Below are 25,556 nucleotides of genomic sequence, written 5' to 3' on the forward strand. Positions count from 1 at the left end.
CCGCCGCTCCCACCCACCGCGGTGGGTGGGAGCGGGCGGCATCGCCACTAGCGCTGCAGTGTCAGCAGCCCTGGACGGTAGGGCAGGAGGCCGTAGTCGCCGCCGGAGCTGGGGCTACGTCCCTGGTAGAGCAACTGCAGGCTGCAGGGATCGACGGTCATGGTCTGGTCGGCGCTGGCGCGGACCAGTTCGCCGTGGCTGATGTCGTTGGTCCAGGTGGCGCCGCTGTTGGCCTTGCCCGCGAAGGGGTTGCTCTCAGTGGCGGCCTGCGGTGTCCATGAACCGTTCAGACTCGTGGCGGTGAACGAGCGGAAGTAGCGGCCCTGCGAGCCGATCGCCTCGACGAGCATGAGGTATCGGTTCTGGCCCTGGAGTTTGTAGACCTGGACGGCTTCGAACAGGTTGTTCGTCGAGTCGCTCATGATCACCGTCGATGTCGAGCCGAAACTGCCCGGGAAGTTCCCGATGGGCATACTGGCCCGGTAGATCTTGCCGTTGTCCCCGGCGAAGAACAGGTACATGTTCGTGCTGTCACCGATGAGGGTCTGGTCGATGGGTCCGGTGCCGGAGCCCGAGATGCTTCCGGAGAAGAGCACCTGCTGCGATGACCAGCCGTTCGGGTTGGTGGGGTCGCTGGAGGTCCTGTAGGAGAAGGCGGTCCCGCCCCACTGGTAGGCGAGCACCCAGATGTTCTTCGGGGCGAAGTAGAAGAGCGTGGGCGCGACAGTGCCGGAAGACATCGTGTTCTGGCCGGCCGAGGCCATGTCGGACCAGTTGGTGAAGAGGCCGAAGTTCATCGAACCCCATCTCGTCCCCGTGTCGTGCGTCGTCGCGTAGACGAGGTGCTTGCCGTTGTAGGGGGCGACGGTGAAGTCCTTGAGCGAGACCCAGCCCGACTTCGGGGTCGCCAGCGAGCCCGTCGATGTCCAGCGGTACGTCGAGGGAAGATCGCACGGGCCAGGGTTGCCGCCGCCGTCAACACGGACGAGCTGCCACTGCTGGTTGGTGCCGCCCCCGTCGTCGTACTGGACGATGTTCGCGCCGTCGGCGGTGGAGGCGCCCTGGACCTCCAGGGCCTTGCTGCTGTGGCGTGAGATGAACCGCACATAGCCGTCCGAGCTGTCGGCCAGCCGCCACTGCTGGTTGGTGCCGTTGCCGTCGGCCCATTGCACGATCGCGCCGCCGTTGGCGGTCGAGAAGTTGTAGACGTCGAGCACCTTGCCGGAGTGGCGGGACTTGATGCGGTAGTAGCCGCCGCCGGAGTCGACGAACTGCCACTGCTGCTGGTTCTGGTTGTTCCTGGTCCACTGGGTGATGCGGCCGCCGTCGGCGGTGGACAGGTTGTAGACGTCCAGGGCCTTGCCGCTGTTGCGGTTGACCAGCACGTACCAGGCGTTCGTGTCCACGGTCGCCGCGGAGGCGGGGGGTGTGGCGAAGGTGAGCAGAGTGGTGCTCAGTAAGGTCGCCAGAACGGCGGCCAGTAACGTGCGCAGGCGATTGCGTCTGCCGATGGTCGGCATTGTTTCTCCTTCGATCATCACAGGAACCGCCAGCGGCGGTCGTCGGATCCGTCGTCGTCGGCGAGCACGATCTGGGCGCCCGGGTAAGGGCGGCACGTGGTCTCCTTGTCCGGGTCAGCGGGTGCGGACGTGGCGCCGCGTCCGTGAGTCAGGGGGTGGCCAGCTCGAAGCGGTTCACGGTGACGGAACCGCCCAGGGCTTGGGTGGCGTGGTTGAAGATGCCGTAGCGGTAGCCCATGAAGAACTGCCAGGCGTTGTTGAGCGTGAACGCCGGGCCGAGCGGGGTGAAGGTCGTGCCGTTGGTGCTGTAGGAGAAGCGGGCTTGCCGGCCGGAGCCTGGTCGGACGTCGGCGTTGGCCCGGAGCCAGATCTTGCCGCCGCTGATGGCGGTGCCGGCTGCTTCGGCGCCGGTGCCGGTGGTGTTCCAGCTACTGTTCATGGTCAGGCCGTTGGTCATCACCACCCGGGTGGCGCCGTTGTCGCGTTTGACGCCGATCCAGGCGGACGAGTCACGCAGCATGGCCAGCCCGGCCCGGTCGCCGTCGCGCATCGCGGAATAGTCGAGTTCGATGGTGGCGGTGGAGGTCGGCCCTTGGATGCGGTGGGTCAGCGTGTTGCGCGCCGCGTAGAGGTCGTTCGTGACGGTGGCGGTCTGCAGGCGCAGTCCGCTGCCCGACGACCAGCGGCTGTTGTCGGGGTTGTGGTTCCACTCCCACTGCGGGCCGAGCGCGCTCGTGGTGAAGGCGTCGGAGCCGATCATCGGTTTCACGGTCTTGGTGGTCTGGATGTTCGGCTTGGGATAGGAGGCCCCCCAGGCTCCGTTGACGGTCTGGACGGCGGGCCAGCCGTCGGAGCTCCAGGTGATCGGCGCGAGAGCGGGGACACGGCCACCGGGATAGGCGTCGACGAAGGCCATGTAGTACCAGTCGCCGTTCTGGGTCTGCACGAGGCCGCCCTGGTGGGGCACGCCGCCGCCGGAGATCGGGCCGGGCAGGTTGAGCAGGACCTGGCGCATCTCGTACGGGCCGAACGGGCTGCTGGAGCGCAGCACGTACTGGCCGTTGGCGGGACGGGTCAGCCAGATGTAGTAGTAGCCGCCCCGCTTGTAGAAGCGGGCGCCTTCCAGGGTGCCGACGTTGGAGGGAGTGCGGAACACCTGCTGGGTGCGGACCTGGCTGAGCCCGTCGGCCGACAACTGCGCGACGCTGATGGTCGTGTTGCCGTAGGCGACGTACATGGTGTCGTTGTCGTCGATCAGCATGCCGGCGTCGTAGTAGCAGTTGTTGATCTGCGACCGCTTGGTCCAGGTGCCGTCGACCGCGGAGGCGGTGTAGACGTAGGTGCGGTTGAACTCGACGCAGCCGAGCCAGTAATAAGTGCTGTTGCTCTTGCGGTAGTTGAGAGTGGAGGCCCAGATGCCCTTGACGTACGCGCGTCCGCCGTTGAGGTCGTAGGCGTTCGAGCCGAAGTCGAGTCTGGGCACCGAGTGGCCCGCGTACTCCCAGTTCACCAGGTCGTAGGAGCGCAGGATGGGCGCGCCCGGCGAGTAATGCATGGTGGAGGCCGAGTAGTAGTACGCGTCCCCGACCCGGATGATGTCGCCGTCGGCGAAGTCCTGCCAGATCACCGGGTTGGCGTAGGTGGTTGCGGAGTTGCCGGCGCCGTCGGCGGTGGAGGCGTTCCGCACCTCGACCGCCTTGCCGCTGGTGCGGTTGCCCCGCACGTACCAGGCGCTCGTGTCGGCCCCGCCCAGTGTGGAGCTGCCGGCGTTGAGCGCGTTGAGGGTGGCGGTGTAGGCGGCCTTCTTGTTGCCGGAAGCGTCGAACAGCAGCGGGTTCTGCCCAGTCCGCCAGGAGTCGCTGTCCCGGATGCCCCAGACCGTGATCCCGGTGCAACGGGAGACGGCCAGGCACGAGGTTGTCACGCTGGCATAGACGGCCGCCTGGTTCGCGCCCGAGATGTCCAGCTCGGTGATCTGCACGTCCACGCCAAGGCCAGCGAAACGCTGCAGGTTGGCCCGGTAGTCCGATGGCACCGAGTTCGTCAGGTGGGACTGGAAGCCGACACAGTCGATCGGTACGCCGCGCGCCTTGAAGTCGGCGACCATGTTGTAGATCGCGGTGCTCTTGGCGCTGATCCCGTCGGTGTTGTAGTCGTTGTAACACAGCTTGGCGGCCGGGTCCGCGGCGCGGGCGGTGCGGAAGGCCACCTCGATCCAGTCATTGCCGGTGCGCTGCAGATTGGAGTCACGCCGGGCTCCGCTGGTGCCGTCGGCGAACGCCTCGTTCACCACATCCCAAGAGCGGATCTTGCCACGGAAGTGGGTCGCGACCTGCGTGATGTGATTGGTCATCGCCGAGCGCAGCGAACTGCCGCTCAAGCCCCGCGCCCAGCCCGGCTGCTGGGAGTGCCAGGCAAGGGTGTGCCCGCGCACCGCCATGCCGTTCCGCTGGGCGTGCTGGACGATGCGGTCGGCGTTGGTGTAGGTGAAGGTGCCCCGGGACGGCTCCGTGGCGTCCCACTTCATCTCGTTCTCCGGGGTGACGCTGTTGAACTCCCGGTTCAGGATCGTCACATACGTGCTGTCGCCGAGCTTGCCGGCCGCCACGGCGGCGCCGAAGTAGCGGCCCTTCTCCGCCGCCGACGCGCCCAGCGCCGTGGCCGCCAGGGCGGTGCTGCCGAAGGCCACCGACATCGCGCCGGCGATCAGTGCCACGACGAGCAGGGACACCGCTGCTCTCGGCCGTCGCGCGCGTGCTCGCTCCGCATGCCATGTTAGCGCTAACATAACATCGATGGGCCGATCGCGGAGAGCGTGCCGAGACCACTCCGGATCAACGGGCGGGACCTGACCGGCATTAACGTTCGATCGGAAGGGCCTCCTGTGAGCGCTAACGTTCATTGTTAAATGTCTTAACATTCGCTCTCACTTCCGTATAGAGCGGGTGTGCAAGGGCTTGCGCGGAGCTAACACAACGAACCGCCCGGCCGTCAAGAGCGCCCTTACCGCCCCCTGAGGTCCCACCCCTCCCCCACCTGGCATTACGCCATCGCGCTCACTGCCGCGCGTTGAAAGCTTCATCACCCCCCGCAGGATTGCAGGGGCTGGTCACGAGATCGAGGACTGAAAGTACTCTTACGATCGACCGCCAAAAACGCAGGTCGCGGCAATGGGGACGGTGAAACTATCCGGGCTCCAATGGCAGGAGTTTGAGTGCTTGGTAGAGCTGTTTTAGCCGGTCGGAGTCTCCTTGCTGTCTGCTGGTAGCGCGAGGACGCTCAGCACGACCTCGGAGCTGTACGCGATCTGACCAAGGGTTGATCGTCGCCTACGACCTGATCGCCAGGACAATGGACGAACCGTAGCGCTCGAGCCGGCCGGCAGAGCGCTATGCGGAACGGTCGTGGCCGTTGAGGGCTTCGCGGCGGTATTTGCGCCCGGTGGACTCGTGCACCCCGAGCGCACGGGCGAGCGCGGTCCCGGTCATTTTCGGATCCTGAGCAAGCAGGGCCGCCACCTGGGCTCGCCGGTCGCCGTCCTCCCTGGCCTCGCCCGTCGGCGCGTCTTGGCCGGCCTGTGTGGCCTCCAGTTCGGGCTCGGCGGACGCTGACCGGCGCTCGCCGGTTTCCCGCGTCAACTCGCCTTGGTTGACCTGCGGCGTGGCGTGCACCGCCGGTCCTGGCTGCGGCTCCCGCGGCGCTTGGTGTGAGGCGACGCTCGGGTCTGCGGGCTCGGCGAGCGCTGCCTCCGACTGCCCCGAGTCGTGCACGCGATCGGCGATCTCGCGACCCGAGCGAACCACCCACATGATCAACTCGTAGGAGATCACCAAGGCGATCGCCGGCCACGCGGCCAGCGCCGCGGCCACGGGTCCCCGCTCGACCCCGTGCAGGATATTCGCTGCCAGCGTCGCGGCGACTCCCAGCGCCAGCGCCCAGCGGGCCAGTGCCGGCACAGCCAGGCGGTAGCGGGCACACCACAGCAGCACCATCGAGGAGGCGTAGATCATGCCGTCCACCGTCGCCGGGACCAGATGCGCCGACAACGCGTCCTCGGCGCCATACCTCTCGATCACCGCCACCGCATGCCAGTACGACACCCACGCGGCCACCGCCGCGACCGCCAGCACCACGACCGTCATCGACGCACGGATCAGCCGATCTCCGCCCCGAGGCACCTGCTTGACCGCATTCACTCCAGAAATGGTGCCATGTCCGATGCCTCACTTTGTTCCCATCAGTCACTTCTGTCTCAGACGGGCGATCCTCGATGCGGTCCGACGTCGGTCAGCAGACTTGCGGGTTGGTCGCGATCCGTCGGACGAACGGAATCGGACGGCCGCAGGCGGGAGTCGATTGCGATTGATCGGCTTCGCCGCAATTGACCAGAATGAACGCCATGGGTCAGGGGGACGGCCGCCGACGGCCGCACGCACAGGCGCCGATGGGGCTCCCGCTGTCGGCAGATCACAGTGTCCCGCCGTCTCCGTCCGACGTGTGCCCTTACCAAGGCCTCGCACCGTTCGAGACGGACAGAACCGAGCTCTTCTTCGGGCGGGCGCGGGCGACGCGCAATCTTCTTGATCGCCTGGGGCGGCGTCTGGCCGAGCAGGGGGACGTTCTGCTGGTCTCGGGCGCCTCGGGGGTGGGCAAGTCGTCGCTGCTGCGGGCGGGGCTGCTGCCGGCGCTGGCGGAGGGGAAGCTGCCGGTCGCCGGATCGAAGCGCTGGCCGTGCCTGCTCATCACACCGACCGCTACGCCCCTGCGAGCCCTTGCCGAAGCGTGGACGGAGACGTTCGGCGGCCTTGTCGAGACGGTGTACGAGCGGCTGCGGGGCGATCCGCGGGCGGCGATGTCGCGGGATCTGCCGTCGGACGGGCGTCTTGTCCTGGTCGTCGATCAGTTTGAGGATCTGTTCACGCTGGTGTCCGAGGAGCAGGAGCGTCAGGCGTTCGTGAACGTGCTGCACGCCTTGACCGAGGGACCGCGGGGTGCCGGTGTGATCGTCGGTGTACGTGCGGATTACTGGGATCGGTGTGCGGCCTATCCGCAGTTCGCCGAGGCCATCCAGGATGGTCAGGTGATCGTCGAGCCGATGACGGAGTCGGATCTGCGGCTGGCCATCACCGGCCCCGCCGCTGCCGTCGGCCTGGAGATCGAGCCCGGTCTGGTGGAGACCATCCTGGGCGAGCTGCTCACCGACCGGGCCGATCGCTACGAGGTCGCGGCCCTGCCCCTTCTGTCGCAGGCTCTGCACAACACCTGGGAGCGACGTGAGGAGGGCCGACTTACCGTCCGGGGTTACGAGGAGTCCGGCCGGGTCCGCGACTCCGTACAGCGCACGGCCGATGAGGCTCTCGGGCGGTTGTCGGCGGAGGATCGCAAGGCCGCGCTGAGGGTGTTTCGGCGGATGACGTTGATCACCGCAGGTGGGCTGCTGGCGCGACGGCGAGTGAGCCTGGCCGAGGTCCATGCGGCGGCGTCGGCGCAATCGGCGCAGCGGCGGGGCCAGGTGGAGGCGCTGGTGTCGGCGTTCGCCGGTCGGCGGCTGCTCACCCTGTACGAGGACAGCGTTGAGATCGCCCACGACGCGCTGCTGACCGCGTGGCCGACGCTGCGCCAATGGCTCGAACCCGACATGGCCGCGCAAGCGGTGTACGACCAGCTCGTCGAGGCTGCCGCGCAGTGGGTCGAGCACCACCGCGACCAGGCCTTCCTGTACCGGGGAGCCCGGCTGCTGGCGGTCGAGGACAGCAGGCCTCGCTGGGACCGCGATGCCGACAGCTTCCCGCCGCCGGGTCCCACCGTGGCGGGCTTCCTCGCGGCGTCCACGCGGGAGGCGCGGCGGGCGACCCGCCGTCGTCGCCTGGTCACGGCCGGCCTCGCGGTGCTGTCGGTGCTCGCCCTCATCGGGGCCGGCGCCGCCGTCAACGCGGCGAACCAAGCCGATCGGCAGCGCATACTGGCGAGCTCCCGGCAGCTGGCGGCGCAGAGCCAGGTCACCGGCGACAGCTCCCTGGCCTCGATGCTGGCCGTGGCGGCCTGGCGGATCGCGCCCACCGACGAGGCCCGCAACCGCGTGCTGTCCGCGGCGACCCGCACCGGCCGGGGGAATGTCCGTGGGGACACGAAAAGCCTCGACGCGGTGGCGTTCAGCCCTGATGGCTCGATCATCGCGACGGGCAGCGACGACGGCACAGCGCGGCTGTGGGACACGGCGTCGCGGCGGCAGCTCGGCGCCCCGATCACCCGTCCGCAGTACGAGTGCTCCACCGTCGACCTGGCCTTCAGCCCCGACGGCCGTACGCTGGCCACGGCGTGCTCCGACACCGTCCGGTTCTACGACGTGACCACCCATCGCGAGGTGAGTGCCCCGCTGAAGCACACGGCGGTCGTGTCGGCGTTCGCGTACAGCCCGGACGGGAAGACCATCGTGACCGGAGACCTCAAAGGCGTCGTACAGCAGTGGGACGCGACCACGCACCTTCCGCGTGGCATCCCCATGGGCCGCCCGGACGATGGGCCGGATCCGCGGAGCAGTATCTATGCGGTGAGGTACACCCGGGACGGGAAGACCCTGGCCACCGCCGGCAAGGACAAGACCGCGCGGCTCTGGGACGCCGCCACGTCCCGCCAGATCGGCGCCCCCTTCACCGGACACACCCAACCCGTCAGCGATGTCGCCATCAGCCCGGACGGCACCACCCTCGCGACAGTGAGCGGGGACCGCACCGGCCGCCTGTGGGACGTGGCCACGCACAAGCAGAAGGGCAGGCTCATCGACCGCGGTGCCGGCTACGATTCGATCGCTTTCAGCCCCGACGGCACCCGCATCCTCACCGGCGGAGACAGCGGTCGCACCGTCCTGTGGGACACGATCAGCCGGCAACAGCTCATCCTGCTCGCCGACAATGTCGGCAGCGTCGCGAGCGTCGCGTTCAGCCCGGACGGGAAGCTGATCGCCGCCGCCGGCCAGGACGGTGTGGCACGGCTGGCCGACGTGCAGACCCACCTGCAGGTCGGGACCCTCATGCCCGCGCTGGGGGCCGTCGCGCTGAGCTCTGACGGACGGATCCTGGCCACCGGTGCGCCCGACTACGAGGACCCCTCGATCCGGCTATGGGACGTGGCCACCCAGCGCCCCCTCGGACCCCCGCTGAGATCCAAGACCGCTCGCCGTGGGGTGGATCGGCTCGCCTTCGCCCCGGACGGGCGGACGCTCCTGTCGGAAGGCCTTGACGGCCTGCGGTTCTGGGACGTCGCGAGCCGCCGCGAGATCGCCCATGAAAGGAACCTGCGGAGCGCCGCCATCAGCGCTGACGGCAGGCTCCTCGCCGCCGCTCAGGACAAGTCCCTCGTGTTCTGGGACATGGCCCGCCGCCAGGAGACCGGGCCGCGCATCACCGCCCCCGGCCACACCGACGTCATCACGGCGTTGGCGCTCAGCCCCGACGGCAAGACCGTGGCGACCTCGGGTTCCGACAACCGGGTACGCCTCTTCGACGTGACCACCCGCCGCGAGATCCCGGGCCCGTCCAACACGTCCCAGGTCGGGTTGGTCAGCGTCCTGGCGTTCAGCCCCAACGGACAGCGGCTGGCCTTCGTAGCCGCCGACAACAGCATCAAGTTGTGGGACGTGCCGGACCGCCACGCGGTCGGCGTCGCCCTGATCCCGGCCAGTGGGACGGATGCGCTCGCGTTCGGCCCGGACGGCCAGACTCTCGTCACCGGCCACAGCTACGGCGAAGTGCAGCTGTGGGACCTGCGGACCTACCGGCCGCTCGGCTCCCCGATGACCGGTCACACCGAGTTCATCGGCGCGCTGGCTTACAGCCGCGACGGGACGCTCGTCGCCTCGGTGGCGGGCGACAAGACCGCGCGGCTGTGGAACGTCCGCACGCCGCCCGACCCGGTGGCCGCAGCGTGCGCCAACGCCGGCCGCTCCCTCACGCGCGTCGAGTGGGAGAACGTGGTACCGCAGGAGGAGTACCGCGAGATATGCCCGTGACCCTCGACCCCGCCACGGAGAGCGGCGAGCATGCGCCCGCGAGGGGTGGCGTGCGAAACCGACCAAATCATGGTGAGCTAACGTCCGATCGCGGACCTGTTGTCCATCGGAGATTTAGGGCGCGCCATCCATACTGCACACCGCTACGAGGGAACCACGCCTGCCTGACGCTGGTCGACGTCTGGTCTCAGCTGGCGACCTGGCGGAGCCGCCTCCGCCGCCGGCCGAACCACCACACGGCGATCATCCCGAACGCCGACCCGGTCAAGAGCCCGGCCAGGAACCGGGACCCGGCCGGAGGATAGGACGCCACTAGCGTGGTCCCTCTCGACACGTTATGTGGCACCTACGGCTTGGCCGACGAGATCATCGGTAGTCCGGCCGACGCCCCGGAGTCCGGCACCCCCGCGTAGTCGGGCAGCTCGACGCCGTTGATCGCGCGCCCGACCAGCTCGGTGAACCATTCGCTGGCGAAATCGGGGCTCGGCTCGGCGTCCGGCCCCGGGACCTCGAGGCTGTGTACGTGCAACCGGCCGATCTCCTGGTTGGCCTCCACGAACGAGCGCATCCGAGCCTCGTAGCCGGCGAACCCGGCCTCCGGGTCCCACCCGGCGGCGGCCAGCTCTCCGGCCAGCAGGTAGGCGCCGACCAGGGCCAGCCCGGTGCCCGCCCCGGACATCGGCGAGGCGCTGAACGCCGCGTCCCCGAGCAGCCCCACCCGTCCACTCGACCAGCGGTCCATCACCACCTGGGCGACCTGGTCCAGATAGAAGTCCGGGGTGTCGTCCACGTGCGCGAGGATGCGCTGGGTCAACCAGCCGAAACCGTCCATCCGCTCGCACAGCAGGCGCTTCTGCGCCGCGACGTCGCGGTAATCGACGTCGAAGTCGGCCGCGGGGAAGGAGAACATGGCCATCGCCCGGGTGGCGTCCGGGATGGGCCGCAGGCCGGCGGACCGTCCGGCCTCCTGATAGTCGATCATCCAGCGGTCCACTCCGAACTCGTTGGGCACGCTGTAGAAGGCCAGCACGAGCCCGAGATGGCGGATGAAGTGCTCGCGCGGCCCGAAGACCATCGCTCGCAACTGCGAGTGCAGCCCGTCGGCCCCGATCACCAGGTCAAAGCGCCGCCGGTCGCCGCCGGCGAAGACCACGTCAACCCCGTCCGCGTCCTGGCTGAGCTCGGCGATCCGGTCACCGAAGACGTACTCGACGCCGTCGCGGGTGTCGTCGTAGAGCACCTGGGACAGGTCCCCGCGCAGGATCTCGATGTCCGCGATGAACCCGTCGCCACCGTCGTCGTCGGCACGGAAGGTCTCCAGCACTTGCCCGTCCGCGTCCACGGTGTGCGCGCCGGCGGTGTCGGTGCACGCCGCGCGCACCGCCGCGTCCAGCCCCATGCGCCCGATGACCTCCTTGGCGACCCCGCGCGCGTCCACCGCCTGCCCGCCGGGACGCAGCTCGGGAGCCCGCTCCACCACGGTCACCTCGGCCCCCCGCCGGCGCAGCCAGTGGGCCAGCGCGGGTCCCGCGATGCTCGCCCCCGCCACCAACACCCTGGGACCGCTCACCCGCATCCCCTGCTCGCCAGTCCGGATGGTGTGCTCCTGCTTGGAGTCGTCGACGCTCATCACTGCCTCCATGTGCTTCCTCCCGCGCTGAACGTTCCCAGCACAGGCCCACCACTGTCGGTGTGTCCAGCCGTATCGACCACGGATCCGCACAAAACTCATCGGCACGACCGACATCGCGTCCACGCTCCCGCAAACACCCTGAACTCGGCATGTGCGTGCGACGGGCATGGTCATGATCGCCTCGGCCTCGGCAGACATTGATGAGAAACGCCAACTCCGATGACGCTCACATCAGCCCAGACTGGTGCAAACCAGGCGAACCAGGCCGTCAGCCAGGCCGCCCGAATCGCCGCCGCGCCGAGGCCATCCGGTGGACACGCGAGCGGTACCCGTACATCGACGGCCTACCGGCCGACAGCAACCACCACATGCGCGCCGTCAACGACGCGCTCGGCTACCGCCGACTCACAAGATCGTGACACTCCGACTCGACCTGTGACCTACCGGTCGGCGGGCCGCCATTGGCTCAGGACGGTCCTGTCCGGCGGGCCGGTGGTTTCGCGGCCGGTTGTCGGTGAGGATGGGGGTGTGTCCGCGCGGCTGTCCTGGGTGGCTTCGGTGCGGCGGTCGCGCAGGGTTCCGGCCGGGGCCGCGATCGTCCTGGTGGTGCTGGGCGTCGTGGCGACCGCCGTCTCGCTGGACGCGCCGTCCGACGGCAGCATCATGCGGCTGGGCTGGTCGACGTGGCGTCTCGACGGCGTCGTGGTGGACGTGCCGGCCGCGCCCTCGGGGCCTGGGCTGCGGACCGGGGACCTGGTGATCGCCGTCGCGGGCAGGCGCCTGGCCGATGGGCTCGGCGCCGTCTCTCGTCCCGGCCTGGGCGCGAGCGTCCCGTACGGCGTGGCCGGCGCGGACGCGGTCGTGGCGGTGCGCGTCGATCGGCCCGATCCGTACCCGCTGCTCGTGCAGGGCTGGGGCAATCTCGTGTTCGTCCTCGCGCTGGCGGGGCTGGCGGCCGCGCTGTACCTGCGGCGGCCCGAGGCGCCCGCGACGGCCCCGCTGCTCGTGCTCGCGGCCGGGCTGCTGGGCAGCACGCTCACCGTCGCCGTCGGACTGCCCGTACTCGCGCTGGCCACCGGCGGCCCTCAGCTCTGGCTGTTCCACATCAACGCGATCGTGTCGTACTCCATCGGCTGGGGAGCGTTCCTGGCCTTCGTGCTCGCGTTCACGGCTCGCCAGCCTCTGTCGCCCCGTACCCGGAAGACGATCGCCGTCGCGTACGCCGCGCCCCTGGCCGCGATGGCCGCGTGGAGCGGGGTCGCGGCGCTGATGGCGCCTGACGCGGTGCGGTGGCTCGGCCTGCTGCACAGCGGTCAGACTGCGGTGGTGGCGCTGGTGCTGGTGGCCGGGACGGTCTGGGGCGCGATCAGCTATCGCGGCAACCCGGATCCGCTGATGCGCGGGCGGACGCGCTGGATGCTGGGCGGCGGCGCGGCCACGGCCGTACTCGGCATCGCGGGCTGGCACCTCCCGGAACTGATCACCGGAACGCAGCCGCTGCCGTGGGGCGCGCTCGGCCTGTCGGGACTGCCGTTCGTGGCCGGGATCGGGGTCGCGCTGCGCCGCCACCGCCTGTTCAACGTCGAGAGGCTGGCCAACCGCTCGCTGGTGTACGCCATCGTGGTCGCGCTCCTGGTCGCCGGGTACGCGGCCGTGGTCGCGCTCCTGGTCAGCGTGCTGCGGTTGTCGGGCACCGTGGCCGCCGCGCTCGCCGCGGCCAGTGCGGCGCTCGCGCTGGCGCCGCTGCGCAACGCGGCGCAGAGCACCGTCAACCGCGTGATGTACGGCGACCGCCACGACCCGGAGGGGGCTCTGACCCGCCTCGGGACACGGCTGCAGGCGGTGCTGCTGCCCGCCGAGATGCTACCGGCGATCGTGGAGACCGTGGCCCGGTCGTTACGCGTGCCGTACGTGGCGATCGACCTGGTGGACGGCGCGGGCGAGCGCCACTCGGCGGCCCGGCACGGTGTCGCGGCGGGCGAGGTGCACGCCGAGCCGCTGCGCTACCACGGGACGCTCGTCGGGCTCCTGCTGGTCTCGGCGCGCGGCTCGGACGACCCGCTCGATCCCATCGACCTCAGCCTGATCGCCTCGCTGGCGCAGCAGGTGGGAAGCGCGGTGCAGGCGGTACGGCTGCACGACGACCTGGCCCGCTCCCGCGCCGAGGTGGTGGCCTCGCGGGAGGACGAACGCCGCCGGCTCCGCCGCGACCTGCACGACGGGCTGGGACCGACGCTGGCCGCGATCGGGCTCAAGGCCGCGCTGGCGGCCCGCGCCGTACCGGGTGACTCGGCGGCGCGTTCCCTGCTCGGCGAGATCTCCGCGGAGGCGAGCGCGTCGCTGACCGACATCCGGCGCCTGGTCGAGGCGCTGCGCCCGCCCGCGCTGGACGAGCTGGGCATCGTCGGAGCGGTACGCTCCCGAGCGGCGACCCTGGCGGGAGCGATGCCGATCGAGGTCATCGGCGAGGAAGGCTTGCCGCCGCTGCCCGCCGCGGTCGAGACGGCGGCCTACCGGATCGCCGTCGAGGCGATCACCAACGCGATCCGGCACAGCGGCGCGACCGGCTGCACCGCCGAGATCGCGCTGGCGGCCGGCGGCGTCGAGGTGACGGTACGCGACGACGGCCGCGGGCTCGATCCTGAGCGGGCGCCCGGGGTGGGGCTGCGTTCCATGCGGGAGCGGGCCGCCGAGGTCGGCGGGGAATGGTCGATATGCTCCCTGCCCGAGGGGGGCACCTGTGTGCGCGCCTTCCTGCCGGCGGATCTGGGCGAGTCTGGGAGGACACGATGATCCGGCTGATCCTTGCCGACGACCACCCCGTGTTCGCGTCGGGCCTGCTGGCCCTGCTCGACTCCGAGGAGGACATGACGGTGCTCGCGGTCGCCGTGACCGGCGAGGAAGCGCTGCGCTCGGCGATCGAGCACCGGCCCGACGTCGCGGTGCTCGACGTCAACATGCCCGGCGGCGACGGGCTCACGGTCACCTCCCGGATGCGGGCCGCCGGTCTGCCCACGCGTGCGCTGATCCTGACGATGTACGACGACGATGAGAATGTCCTGGCCGCCCTGCGGGCCGGCGCCCACGGCTACGCGCTCAAGGGCGCCGGCCCCGAGGAGATCACGGCCACGGTTCGCGCGGTCGCCCGCGGCGAGGCGGTCTTCGGCGCCGGCGTGGCGACGCGGCTGCTCGCGCACTTCTCCAAGGCCGTCGTCGCTTCCCCGTTCCCGCAGCTCACCGAGCGGGAACATGAGGTGCTCGGGCTGGTCGCGCGGGGTCTGGACAACACGGCGATCGCGCGGCGCCTCGGCGTGAGCGGCAAGACCGTGCGCAACCACGTCTCGAACATACTGACCAAGTTGCAGCTGGCCGACCGGCCCGCGGCGATCGTACGGGCCCGCGAGGCGGGACTCGGCGGATCGCCATAGCACCCGTTCGCCTGCACGTCCCGGAACAACCTCCCGGCTCGACCAGGACAAGCGACCCATGACGACGGGACGCGGTACCGCCCACCCTGAGGGTGACTGATCGACGAGCCACCTTCAGGAAAGGACGATCCCATGCGCGGGACCCGAATGATGCTGGGCGCCATATCGACCACTACGGCCCTGATCGCGGGGCTGACCTTCGCCACCACCGGAACCGCCCACGCGCAGGGCACCGCCGCCGAGGCCACCAAGACCTTCTACTTCGGAACGATGCGGGCGGGCGACTGCACGATGTTCTCGGGTGCCCGATGGACCTTGACCGCCAGCGGCAAGGCATCCTTCGACGGCACGGTCACCAGCAGTGATGACGACGACGCCTGGCTGATGTGGGCGAAGATCAAGGACGAGAACGGCGCCGTGCTCGGCTGGCTGCGACACACCCGCTCCAACCCCACGAACCTGACGAAGTTCGTCATGAACATGCCCAGCCACGCCGAGCCGTACCGGTGGCTGATCAAGGACACCGAGGCAGAGTTCAACCCGGAGCTGTTCCCGCTCATCAAACACATGTCGCTGAGCAAGCACTGCTGAGCCCGCAGCGCCGGCCCTGACGACGAACATGAGAGCGCGGGCGCTCGGCGGGCTGGGGCTGCTGGCCTCGGCGATGCTCTGCCTCGCCGGGACCCTGACCGCATCCACCGAGGTGATGTGGGGGGCCGGCGCATGGACCGGGGTGGCGGCGACCGCGACGGTGTACCGCGACGTCGCGCGGCACGCGGGACGGGGGCGGGCCGCCGTCGCACTGGCCCTGCTCGGGGTGGTCGCCTCGGCCTGGATGGTCGAGGCGACGCTGCGGCTCGCCAGCGGGCGGTGGGTCGCGGCGCAGTCCGTCCCGCGGCTCGCCTTGGCCTATCCCGCCGCCGTCGGCATCGTGCTGCTGGCGTACGGGCTCACCCGCGCCGGACTGGTCCGGCCGGCGGCTGGAGCGGTCATCGCGTTCGCCGCTCTGCTCGGCCCGCTCACCGGCGATCCGGGAGCCCCCTACCTCCTGGGTGCTGGGCCCCTCGGCGCCGCTCTGCTCACCGGCGCGATCCGAACATGCATCCCGGCACGGAGGTCGCAGGACGGCCCGGCCGGGGACTCGCCCCAATGAACGACCTGCTCCATACGATACGAAAGGAAAGATCGTCATGACCAACCCGAACTTCTCATCGTGGCAGAGCCAGCAGAACGCCAACCAGAACGCGGCCAGGGCGGCCCAGTGGGCGCGCCAATCCACTCAGGACTCGGCGCGGCTGGCGCGCCGGTCCGGCCGGTCGAGCTTCGTCGGCAACGTGATCGCGCTGCTGATCGTCATCGCCGTCCTCGTCGTCGCCGCGCCGTTCGCGCTGGAGATCATCGCCCGCGTCGGCTTCTGAGGCCTCTGAGGCGACAAGGGAAGTGAAGCTGCACCGACTCCACGATCATGAGGCAGAGGCACGGCCGCGTCGCCTGAAGGTCATGCCGTTCCGATCGATGACTTTGCTGGGGGCGAACCAGCGGCCAACGTCCTGAATTCTGTCGAACGGTCGCTGCGGCCGGTACGGCGCTCGTACAGCACACTTGAACGCGATGGCATTGGCCGCCAGGCTGTCGAGCCTGCTCACGATCTCCAGGAGGAGGTTGTGGACGATCGCCGGATCCGGCCGTCCATCCACAGGGGCGAGAGCGTGCATGCATAGAAAAGAAGTCCTCGACCGTGGTGAATCGTCCTGCGTCAGGATCGGCCACGTCCTCGGGCCGGAGATGCGCCACAAACCGCCGCTTGTTCGCCATGAAGACAATCATGATCCGGCGATTGTTCAATCGCCGCTGAAAGCGAGAGATCGGCGTTCGGGTTTCGCTCCGCATCCGAAATCACGGAGCGCGCCGACGTCGGCAGGGCGGCGACCTCGGATCATGGCCGACCTCCGTCACCTGGCCGCCGGCCTGGCCCGCCTGCTCGGCTGGACCGGCATCGCCGCCGTTCGTGCCGCAGTGACCGGGCGACATGGTGAGCCAGCGCACGTTATCTCGGCGAGTTGCCGGCAGGTAACTTCGGCGAACATATGTCCGCCTTATGTCCGGCCAACGCCCTGGTTCGCAGAATGCGTGATCCTCACAATCAGTCCGTGAACCTTCAGCGACTCATCCGGTCATTACAAATCGCAACCATCACGTTATTGATGATCGTCTCCTCGGTGCTGCTCTGGGCAGGAGCGACGCCGGCTCAAGCGGTGAAAAGCGGAAGCCCGGTGGCCGACGGCACATGGGGCTTCGTGGCGAAGGTGAACGTGGGCGAGACTCACGGCTGCACCGGAGCCTTGGTCAGCCCGCAGTGGGTGCTCACTGCCGCCAGTTGTTTCGCCTCTCAGGGGCAGTCCCTCACGAGCGGGGCGCCGAAGATCGCGACGACGGTGACGGTCGGCAGGACGGACCTGTCCGGTTCGGGCGGGCGGGTGCTGCCCGTGGAGTGGATCCACCCGCACCGCGACCGGGATGTCGTGCTGGTCAAGCTGTCATTGCGGGCCGTCGGCATCACGCCTGTCGCGGTCGGCTCCGCCGTTCCTGCCACGGGAGATGCGCTGCAGGTCGCCGGCTATGGCCGGACCGCTGATCAGTGGGCGCCCAACCGGCTGCATGCCGCGCCGGTCGTGGCCGGGGCCGTGGCCGCCGGCTCGTTCAACTGGACCGGAGCGAACGGCAGCGACGTGAGCGCCTGCCAGGGTGACGCGGGCGCGCCGGTGCTCCGCACGAGCGGGAGCCGCCCGGAGCTCGTCGGGCTCAGCTCCCGCGCAGGGCAGGGGGGCTGCCTCGGTGCGGCCGACGACGGGGCGCGCGGCGGCGACGCGGTGCGGGTGGACGACCTGGCGAGCTGGCTCAGCCCGGTCGCGATCGAGCCCACCACGTCCTTCACTCAGTACGGGTCCAGTCTGAGCGGGATCGGTGGTTATGACCTGGCTGACAACCGTGATCAGGTGGTGGCGTTTGACTACGAGCATTCGGGCAAGCTTGATCATCTGCTGCTCTACCGTCCGGGCTCGGAGATCGTCTTCATCGTCAAGCGGAATACGGACGGCACCTACGCTCCGGTCTATTCCTCGACCTCCGGTATCGGTGGCTACGACCTGAAAGACAGCCGGGACCGCATCATCGCCTTCGATTACACGGGTTCTGGGAAACTGGATCATCTGCTGCTTTACCGTCCGGGCGCGCAGACGGCCTGGATTCTCGAGCACGGCGCGGGCAATGCGTTCAGAGCCGTGTTCCACAGCTCGGCCGGCATCGGTGGCTATGACCTGAACAGCGCCGAGGACCAGATCATCGCCTTCGACTACGAGCATTCAGGGAAGCTGGATCATCTGCTGTTGTACCGGCCGGGGACCGGGATGGCCCACATTCTCCGGCACAGCGGTGGCGCCACGTTCACGCAGGTCTTCGCCACGGCCGACGGTGGGATCGGTGGCTACGACCTGAAAGACAGCCGGGACCGCATCATCGCCTTCGACTACACGAGTTCGGGTAAGCAGGATCACCTGGTGCTCTACCGTCCGGGCGGGCAGACGGCCTGGATTCTGCAACACGGCGCGGGCAATGCGTTCACAGCGGTCTTCCACAGCTCGACCGGCATCGGTGGCTATGACCTGAAGAGCACGGCGGATCGGATCATCGCCTTCGACTACGAGCAGTCGGGGAGGTTGGATCACCTGCTGCTTTACCGTCCGGGCGGGCAGACGGCCTGGATTCTGCAACACGGCGCGGGCAATGCGTTCACAGCGGTCTTCCACAGCTCGACCGGCATCGGTGGTTATGACCTGAAGCTGGCGAAGGACCGCATCATCGCCTTCGACTACAGGAGCACAGGCGGGCAGAGCAGTCTGTTCCTCTACCGGCCAGGCGACCGGATCACCTATTTCGCGGGACGGGCTCTTCCGCCTGTACGGGTGGTTCCGGTCACCGTGTCGCCCCTCATCGGCCCGGACTCCCTCGTGGAGAGATTCGTCTATCCCTTGAACTTCCGGCACGAATTCGCGGGCACCTCCGGTCAGGCCGATTGGGGTACGGACGAGGCCGAGGCGAAGAACTTCGAACTGATCTCCGGGAACGGCGGGATCATCTGGGTCTCGTGCACGGTGTCCGCGGAGAACGGGGTCGGCGTGATCAAGGTGTTCCCGGGCTTGTTGAACGGAGACACCGAGGTCGGCGAGCCGCACCTCGGCGTGACGGCGGTGTGTTTCAAGGTGCTCGGACCGACGGGAATGGTGAAGCTCCGGATCCCGAACGTCTACGAGGTCCAGGGCGACGGCCGCTCACCGGGGGCCGGCCACGACGTGGACGCGAAAGTTGTGAACCTGTCGTCCGGCGTGGAGCGGACCAAGCTCGTCGAGCGGGACGAGAGCGAGCAGTTCGGACGTACGGATGTCACGTGCGACGAGAGCCACCCGGATTACCCCGACAACTGCAGAGAGACCCTGCTGGAACTGCGGGTCGTCAACTGAGGACAGAACGGCCGGCCGGTATATGAGAGCCGGCCGGCCGTTCTGCCGATTCATTTTTCAAGCATCGGCCGAAATTATGGGAGTGACGGCGATGAATGTGATGCGCGCGTTACGCGGCAGAGGTCCATGGCAGACGGCAAGTGTCATCGGCACCGTGCTTTTGTTGCTTCTCGTGGGCAGCCCGATGGGTGGGGCACGGGCCGCGGCGACGGTGGCGGATCCACCCGCCGCCCCGGCGTGCGAACGCCAGACGGTTCTGGACGCATGGGTCACGGGCGGCGTGAACGTCCGTCCGGCCGCGGAGGCGGCTCTGCTCGGAGACAGAGCGGCGGTCTGCGCCTTCCTCGGCAGGCTTCCCCGGCTCGCGGCGCAAGACGACCGTGAACAGGTCGGCCGTATCAAGACCCGCGGCGGCCCCGAGGTGGCCGCCGCCGCCAACGCCGCCCTGACCTCGGACGACTCCGCTGCCGTGACGAAGTTCCTCGACGGTGGCTGGGTGACCGCTCGGGAGATCGACCTGCGCGCCAGCGTGAACCAGATGAAGGCCGCCGGCGGACCGGAGGTCAAGGCCGCCGCGAACCTGGTGCTGCGCAACGGGACCCGTGAAGCCATGGGGCGGTTCATCGAGTCCGGATGGCGGGTGCCGTACAGGATGGACCTGCGGGCCGTCGTCAATCGTGCGATGGCGGAAGGCAGCCCGCAGGTGCAGGCCGCGGCGAACCGGGCGCTTCAGGACGGCAGTCAGGAGATGCAGGAGCGTTTTGTTCAGATCGACTGGGGTGTGGCCCAGGCTCGCGACAACGAGAACCAGACCTTGAACGATCTTCGGACGAGCGCCACCGAGGCGACTGTGCGTGCGGCACTCGAGACGACCTCCGCGGTCGCGCAGGCCGACCGCGCCGAGGCCGAGGCCCTGGCGGCCAAGAACGACGCGCAGGAGGCGGAACGCCTTGCCGCGGCGGCCGGGCAGGAGTCGGCGGTCGCCAAGGCTCAGGCACTACGTGCGGCTCAGGCTGCCGACCGCGCCGAGGCGGCGTGCCGTGTCGCCGTACGGGCCGCGCGGGCAGCGGCGGACGCGGCGCGCGCTTCGGCCGGGGCCGCCGCTCGCGCGGCGACCGCGGCGGCGCGGGCGCATACGAAGTCCGACGAGGCGTGGGCGGCCGCATCGGCGGCAGAGTTGAATGCGGATGCCGCCGCCGCGGCGGAGAATCACAACCGGGTCATGCAACAGATCGGTCCGCAGATCTCCGCCTGGATCTCGCCCATCAACCAGATCATCGCCGTGAACCAGCAGGCGTTCGCCGCGGTCGCCGCCGCCGATTCGGCGCGGGCTAACACCGAGGCGGCCGGGCGCGCGGCCGAGGCCGCCGGCCGCCATGCGGGGGCCGCGAGCGCCGAGGCCAAGGCCGCGTTCGCGGCGGCCGCGCGTGCGGGAGCAAGCGCACAAGAGGCCAAGCGCGCCACCGCGGAAACGGTGCGTCACGCGGACATCGCCAAAGACGCGGCCGGCAAGGCGCGAGACGCCGCAACGCGCGCGGTGTCGTACGCGGAGGCGGCGGCGAGTGCGGCGGCGAGCGCGGCCGAGCACGCAGGCTCTGCTGTCAACGCGGCCGAGCTGGCGACAGAGCACGCGAACAATTCCTTCCGCGCGGCGGAGGACGCGATTCAGGCGGCCGAAACGGCCCAAACCGTCTACAAATCGGCGCGTGAGGCGGACGCCGAACGACTGCAGGATGAGTTCGAACTCGAGCTGTCCTTCGCCCGGCATGTCAGTGCGGAAGCCGCCCAGGCCAAATTGGGGGACGCCCGCAGCTTCGGCGCGCCGATGCGTCAGTATCACACGCCGCAGATCGACGCGTTGATCGCCGAGGCCGCGAATACGCAGACTGATCCGGCACTGGCGGTCAGCAAGGCGCGGCAAGTGGCTCGATACTTCGCGACCTCGCCCGGTACGTGGACCAGTTCGGCGGCCGTGTCCGCTCTCGGCGAGGACGCGGACCTTCTTGTCCTCGATTTCGTCAAGCGCGGGCTCGCGGCCGCCGAGGAGCAGGACGACCGCACAACACTGACCGGACTCCTGGTCACCGGCTCCCCGGCCATGAGAGCCGCCGCTCAGGGCGCCCTCGACCGCGGGCGGCAAGACGTCGTCGAGTTTCTCGAAAACCCCGCCTACCCCGAGCGGGCCGCCGAACTACGAGAGCGGATCGGGCGGATCCTCGCCGATGCCCGCAGCGCCGGTAACGCGGAGATCGAAAAAGCGGCGAACAACGCCCTGCGCTCGGACGATCCGGACGCCCTCGATGAGTTTTTGGACTCGACGTACAACACCGCGCACACGATCGACATTCGGGCGAAGGTCGGCGCGATCGCCGGCGATGAATCGAACGGCACCGAGGTGAGGAACGGCGCCCAGGTCGCTCTCGCCGGCACGACGGCCATGCAGGTCAACTTCTTGGAGGTGGAACGACACCGTGCGGCCGAACGCGACTACGCGACCGCAACGCACAACTACATCGCCTCATCCTTGATGATCGAGACGTCGCAGATCGCGCAGAGCGCCGTCGACTTCGCGCGCACCGCGCAGGCGGCGGCGGCACGGGCCCGCGGTGCGGCGGAGGAGGCCATCGGTTACGCGAACGCCGCCGGCAAGGCAGCCGACCAGGCGAAGGAGTTCGCCAAGGAAGCCCTCGCCGCCGCACAGTCAGCCGCCACGTCCGCGGAACGAGCCGCGGCGGCCGTCCGCACCGCCGCCGCCGCGACCCAGCAGGCCCAGCAGTCAGCCAGGAAGGCGTCCCTCTCGGCTCGTTGGGCCCGCGCCTCGGCCGTCTCGGCGGCACAGGACGCGGCCAGCGCCTTCGCCGCCTACGACACCGCCTACGCCGCGCAGATCCGGGCCGGCAACAGCGCGTCGAACGCGGCTCTCATCGCTGCCCAGATATTCGAGGACTATCGGGAGGATGCCGAGATCCGTCTGCGCGAGCTCAAGAGCGTGTGGAAAGAACACTGCAAGTGGGGGCCCGAGGACGGTCTGCCTGGGTACCACGACTGCGACGCTTACGCGGAGAAGATCCTTAACGATCCCAAGGGGCCTCTTCACGACCCGGACGGCTACGCCAAGGACCGAATCGAGCACTGCAGGAGCCAGTTCGTCGGCAAGGCTCAGGACGCCTGCATGTCCCTCGTCATGAGCCCGCTTTTCACCTTCGCGGCGAGGGGGATCGCCGACCGGGAGAGCGATACCCATCGTCTCGCCGAGGAGTACATGAGCCTGTTCGCACTGGACCTGATCAACGCCGGCTCCCAGTATTCGCTGGTCAATGACTGCAGGAGCGCCCCCAAGGGAAACATCCTGGACGCGGGGCAGGCGTTCTCGGATTGCATCAGCGGAGCGCTGGACCTGAGCGAAGACCCCGACTGGAACAAATACTCGAAGGAGTGGAGGGGAACCTTCGTCGATTCGCTCGTCCCAGAAGAACTCCGGTTCGCCGAATACAACTCGATCTGGGGGCCGATGTACCTGATGCATCACCAGGCTGACCGGACCATCATCTGGGCCATCTATGAGAGCGATCTCGCGACATCACTGCTGCGCATTCTTCCGATCGAATGCGTTCAGGGCGGGCAATGCCCCTACGAGGATGCCGCGGAACAGCTCAGGAGCCTGAGCGAGTCCATCAAGCCCGAGAACAACCAGGGCTATCTGGTCGACGCGTCCGGACGGGTGCTCGACGCGAACGGACTGCCGATCGCGAATCTTCCACCGATCGACAACCTCGACGCATGGGCGAAATACACGGTCGAGAGCGGCCTGCACGACGACCTGACGGCCCTCGAAGACCGCCTCGCGCTGCTGTACAGGCAGACATTCGGGGTGCCCATGGCGCCCCCGGCGTGGCACCTTGAGACGCAACTCGCTCTTCGCGTCGCCACACGGGAAGTGGCGCTCCGCGACAACACGCTCCGGCTTGTCATGAACAACCGTGGCGGCGTCTGCGACGCGGTGCCGATCAAGGGCACAGGACCCGATGCGGAGCGACAGGTCGTGGCGGGGTGCATCCAGGCCATCAAACTGCTGCTCCCGGCAGGTACGACCATGATCATCTACTACCCCGACCCGGACAATCCGGCGGAACTGCTTGAGGTCACCGTACGCGGCGTCGGCCGCTGGCTGGACTGAACCCGCCAGCCGCGTGTGGCCGGCATTCGGCCCAGGTGACCGGTCGGGTCGCCCCGGGCGTCTCAGCCCGGGGCTCCCACAGAACCGTGCGTAACAATCTCTCGTTACACGGCTCTTGTCGTCCTGGTCACCAGACTGCTGGAACCGTGTTCACCCAGATCCAGTGGGCGAAGAATGTGGGCCGCAGCTTCACGGCCCTTTCCCATTGGGCTTGGGCCTTCTTTCGGCTCCGTAGCCGCTTGTACTTGTTGCGCGACCACCGCATCAGGTAGGCGTTGATACGGGCCAGGAGGGGATGCAGCGCGGAGCGATAGAACGCGCCGTAGTACTGCATCCAGCCCCGCACGACCGGATTGATCCGCCGTGCGAGGTCGTGTTCGGAGGAACCGGTGCGATGGTGGAGCCGCCAGGCCCGCACTGTCGCGCTCATCTGTTTCAAGGCTTGCTTGCTGACCGCCGGGTTGAAGCCGCAACGCATCTTCCCGGTCTTGGTCCGCACCCCTCGCGGCCGGAAGGTGAACCCCAGGAACGTGAACGACGTGTGCTCATGCGAGCCGCGCCGTCTGTCGTCCTTGCAGTAGACGATCCGGGTTTTGTCGGGGTGCAACTGAAGCCCGACCTCGGCCATCCGTTCCTTGATCGCCGCCAAGACCCGTTCAGCCTGCCCCAGCCTGGAGCAGTGCACGACCGCGTCGTCGGCGTAGCGCTCGAACACCACGTCCGGGAACTCCCGGGTGATCCAGGCGTCGAACGCATAGTGCAGGAACAGATTCGCCAAGACGGGTGAGATCGCCGACCCCTGTGGGGTTCCGCGATCTCGATCCTGCAAGGTTCCGTCGGGCAGTGCCAGCGGCGCGGCGAGCCACCGCTTGACATACAACACCACCCACGGCAGGTCGGTGTGCGCCTGGACCGCCTTGACGATCAGGTCCCACGGCACGGAGTCGAAGAACTTCCGGATGTCGAACTCGACCACCCAGTCGAACTCCCAGCAATGTTGCCGACAGGCCCCGGCCGCATCCAGCGCCGTGCGGCCCGGGCGATAGCCATAGGAACTCGGATGGAAGATCGGTTCGAGCTTCGCTTCCAGCACCCCGGCCACCACCGTCTGCGCGATCCGGTCGGCCACGGTGGGCACGCCCAACATCCTCGTGCCCCCGCCGTGCGCCTTCGGGATCTCCACAGCCTGGACCGGCGGCGGAAAGTACGTCCCCGAGGACATCCGATTCCAGATCTTATACAGGTTGTTCTTCAGATCCTTCTCAAATTCCCCGATGGATAACCCGTCCATCCCGGCCGAACCCTTATTCGCCTTGACCTTATCCCACGCCACCTGGACAGCCCATTTAGAGATCTCAAACGGCTTGCCCGGTGCTTTCAACTCATCCACGCGACTCCTCCCGGAGAATCTCCGGTTGATCGAACAAACAAGTCACGAACGACCCGGCCCCTTCGCTCCAGCCCCATTACAGGACCTTCACCACTACTACGAGCCGGTCCGCCGGCGCGCCCGGCGACGGGTACTCTGACGCTGCCTCCAAGGTTCCCCGAGGTCACAGCTCTCCCCTGTCACCCGCCGAAGCGAGCAGTGTCCGAACACACCTTCTCCTGTTCCACTCGAACGCCGCAGACCGGACTCGCGCCACCTCCATGCCGGACACCGCCTGGCCCATAAGCGGACACCCGCCAGGCTCATCCCGGAGTCGTATTCACTCCCCGGTTTCGATGTCATCTGTTCCGATTTCGACACGTCATCAGTGGTTTACTCGCGTTCGCCTTTCCGGTCCCTACCTGACGGCTTTCCAGCGCCTTTTCCTCATCGCTCACCACGACTGTCTTCAGCAAACGCGGCATGAGGTGGTTTGGAGTCTCCCTCCGCAGGGCGACCCCGAAGGGCCACAACCTTCATCGTCCGAGCAGCATCGCTTCAGATCATTCGCCTACATCGAACTCTCCTTCACGTTCAGGACACACGAATACGGCAGAAACGGGCCGCATCGGAGCTGACGGACCGATTTCTTCATCGGATGCAACCGCAATGTCGTGTCCGGCGGCGCGGCAAGGGACCGGCTTACCTACTAGTAGCACGCCAGGCATGACGTGCGGCTCCAGCCGGACGTGGCCCCTTTCTGCCGTATTTAAGGCCCGCCGCTCCAGATCGTGTCCCCAGCCGCCAGGTAGCGGGATCACGATTGCGGTTCGTGATCGTTTCCGAGCGGTGGCTGTGGCTGGCTCGGTTATCTCTTTGGCATGATCAACCGCGTGCGGATAAT

15 protein-coding genes are annotated in these 25,556 nt (G+C 68.5%); 8 read left to right on the top strand and 7 right to left on the bottom strand.

The window, feature by feature from the left end:
- Positions 1 to 47 precede the first annotated feature (47 nt).
- The 3 genes from ACGFNP_RS21370 to ACGFNP_RS21380 all read right to left on the bottom strand — a co-directional run bounded on the left by ACGFNP_RS21370 (position 48) and on the right by ACGFNP_RS21380 (position 5,716).
- On the bottom strand, positions 48 to 1,520 hold the full coding sequence (locus ACGFNP_RS21370) for a non-reducing end alpha-L-arabinofuranosidase family hydrolase (protein WP_358315781.1): 1,473 nt from the start codon (positions 1,518 to 1,520) through the stop codon (positions 48 to 50).
- 148 nt (positions 1,521 to 1,668) lie between these two features.
- On the bottom strand, positions 1,669 to 4,251 hold the full coding sequence (locus ACGFNP_RS21375) for an endo-1,4-beta-xylanase (RefSeq protein ID WP_393321034.1): 2,583 nt from the start codon (positions 4,249 to 4,251) through the stop codon (positions 1,669 to 1,671).
- Between the two features lie 658 nt (positions 4,252 to 4,909).
- Entirely contained in the window at positions 4,910 to 5,716 is an 807-nt protein-coding gene (locus ACGFNP_RS21380) for a DUF2637 domain-containing protein (protein ID WP_393321036.1), read from the bottom strand.
- Between the two features lie 203 nt (positions 5,717 to 5,919).
- On the opposite strand from ACGFNP_RS21380, the gene ACGFNP_RS21385 reads away from it, so the two are divergent.
- Positions 5,920 to 9,528: an NACHT and WD repeat domain-containing protein gene (locus tag ACGFNP_RS21385; RefSeq protein WP_393321039.1), complete on the top strand. Its 3,609-nt coding sequence runs from the start codon at positions 5,920 to 5,922 to the stop codon at positions 9,526 to 9,528.
- 187 nt (positions 9,529 to 9,715) lie between these two features.
- Here the strand turns inward: ACGFNP_RS21385 and ACGFNP_RS21390 are convergent, their stop codons facing one another.
- Both ACGFNP_RS21390 and ACGFNP_RS21395 read right to left on the bottom strand, forming a co-directional pair.
- Complete coding sequence (locus ACGFNP_RS21390; RefSeq protein WP_393321042.1) at positions 9,716 to 9,841, bottom strand: hypothetical protein; 126 nt, start codon at positions 9,839 to 9,841, stop codon at positions 9,716 to 9,718.
- A gap of 33 nt (positions 9,842 to 9,874) precedes the next feature.
- Entirely contained in the window at positions 9,875 to 11,158 is a 1,284-nt protein-coding gene (locus ACGFNP_RS21395) for an FAD-dependent monooxygenase (RefSeq protein ID WP_393321045.1), read from the bottom strand.
- A gap of 531 nt (positions 11,159 to 11,689) precedes the next feature.
- Between ACGFNP_RS21395 and ACGFNP_RS21400 the strand changes: the two genes are divergently transcribed.
- The 5 genes from ACGFNP_RS21400 to ACGFNP_RS21420 all read left to right on the top strand — a co-directional run bounded on the left by ACGFNP_RS21400 (position 11,690) and on the right by ACGFNP_RS21420 (position 16,007).
- Entirely contained in the window at positions 11,690 to 13,954 is a 2,265-nt protein-coding gene (locus ACGFNP_RS21400) for a sensor histidine kinase (protein ID WP_393321048.1), read from the top strand.
- Positions 13,951 to 14,589, top strand: coding sequence for a response regulator (locus ACGFNP_RS21405; RefSeq protein WP_393321051.1), 639 nt, complete (start codon positions 13,951 to 13,953; stop codon positions 14,587 to 14,589). Before ACGFNP_RS21400 ends, ACGFNP_RS21405 begins: the two co-directional genes overlap by 4 nt.
- A gap of 132 nt (positions 14,590 to 14,721) precedes the next feature.
- A complete protein-coding gene (locus ACGFNP_RS21410; protein ID WP_358315764.1) occupies positions 14,722 to 15,180 on the top strand; it encodes a DUF6294 family protein in 459 nt (152 codons plus the stop codon).
- Positions 15,181 to 15,208: 28 nt separating this feature from the next.
- Positions 15,209 to 15,742: a hypothetical protein gene (locus ACGFNP_RS21415; protein WP_393321055.1), complete on the top strand. Its 534-nt coding sequence runs from the start codon at positions 15,209 to 15,211 to the stop codon at positions 15,740 to 15,742.
- Positions 15,743 to 15,779: 37 nt separating this feature from the next.
- The gene (locus ACGFNP_RS21420) at positions 15,780 to 16,007 is read left to right on the top strand and encodes a hypothetical protein (RefSeq protein WP_393321058.1); all 228 of its coding nucleotides are present in this window, start codon (positions 15,780 to 15,782) and stop codon (positions 16,005 to 16,007) included.
- Between the two features lie 45 nt (positions 16,008 to 16,052).
- On the opposite strand, the gene ACGFNP_RS21425 is transcribed toward ACGFNP_RS21420, so the two are convergent.
- Complete coding sequence (locus ACGFNP_RS21425) at positions 16,053 to 16,304, bottom strand: hypothetical protein (RefSeq protein ID WP_393321061.1); 252 nt, start codon at positions 16,302 to 16,304, stop codon at positions 16,053 to 16,055.
- Positions 16,305 to 16,739: 435 nt separating this feature from the next.
- On the opposite strand from ACGFNP_RS21425, the gene ACGFNP_RS21430 reads away from it, so the two are divergent.
- On the top strand, positions 16,740 to 19,106 hold the full coding sequence (locus tag ACGFNP_RS21430; protein ID WP_393321064.1) for a S1 family peptidase: 2,367 nt from the start codon (positions 16,740 to 16,742) through the stop codon (positions 19,104 to 19,106).
- A 91-nt stretch (positions 19,107 to 19,197) separates the two neighbouring features.
- On the top strand, positions 19,198 to 23,283 hold the full coding sequence (locus ACGFNP_RS21435) for a DddA-like double-stranded DNA deaminase toxin (protein ID WP_393321067.1): 4,086 nt from the start codon (positions 19,198 to 19,200) through the stop codon (positions 23,281 to 23,283).
- A gap of 127 nt (positions 23,284 to 23,410) precedes the next feature.
- Here ACGFNP_RS21435 and ltrA read toward each other — a convergent pair whose 3' ends face one another.
- Positions 23,411 to 24,673 (bottom strand): group II intron reverse transcriptase/maturase, encoded by a 1,263-nt coding sequence (ltrA, locus tag ACGFNP_RS21440; protein WP_393321070.1) that lies wholly within the window; start codon positions 24,671 to 24,673, stop codon positions 23,411 to 23,413.
- Between the last annotated feature and the right edge of the window lie 883 nt (positions 24,674 to 25,556).

It is taken from the genome of Nonomuraea sp. NPDC049269 (assembly GCF_043197155.1).
In the GTDB taxonomy this organism is placed as follows: domain Bacteria; phylum Actinomycetota; class Actinomycetes; order Streptosporangiales; family Streptosporangiaceae; genus Nonomuraea.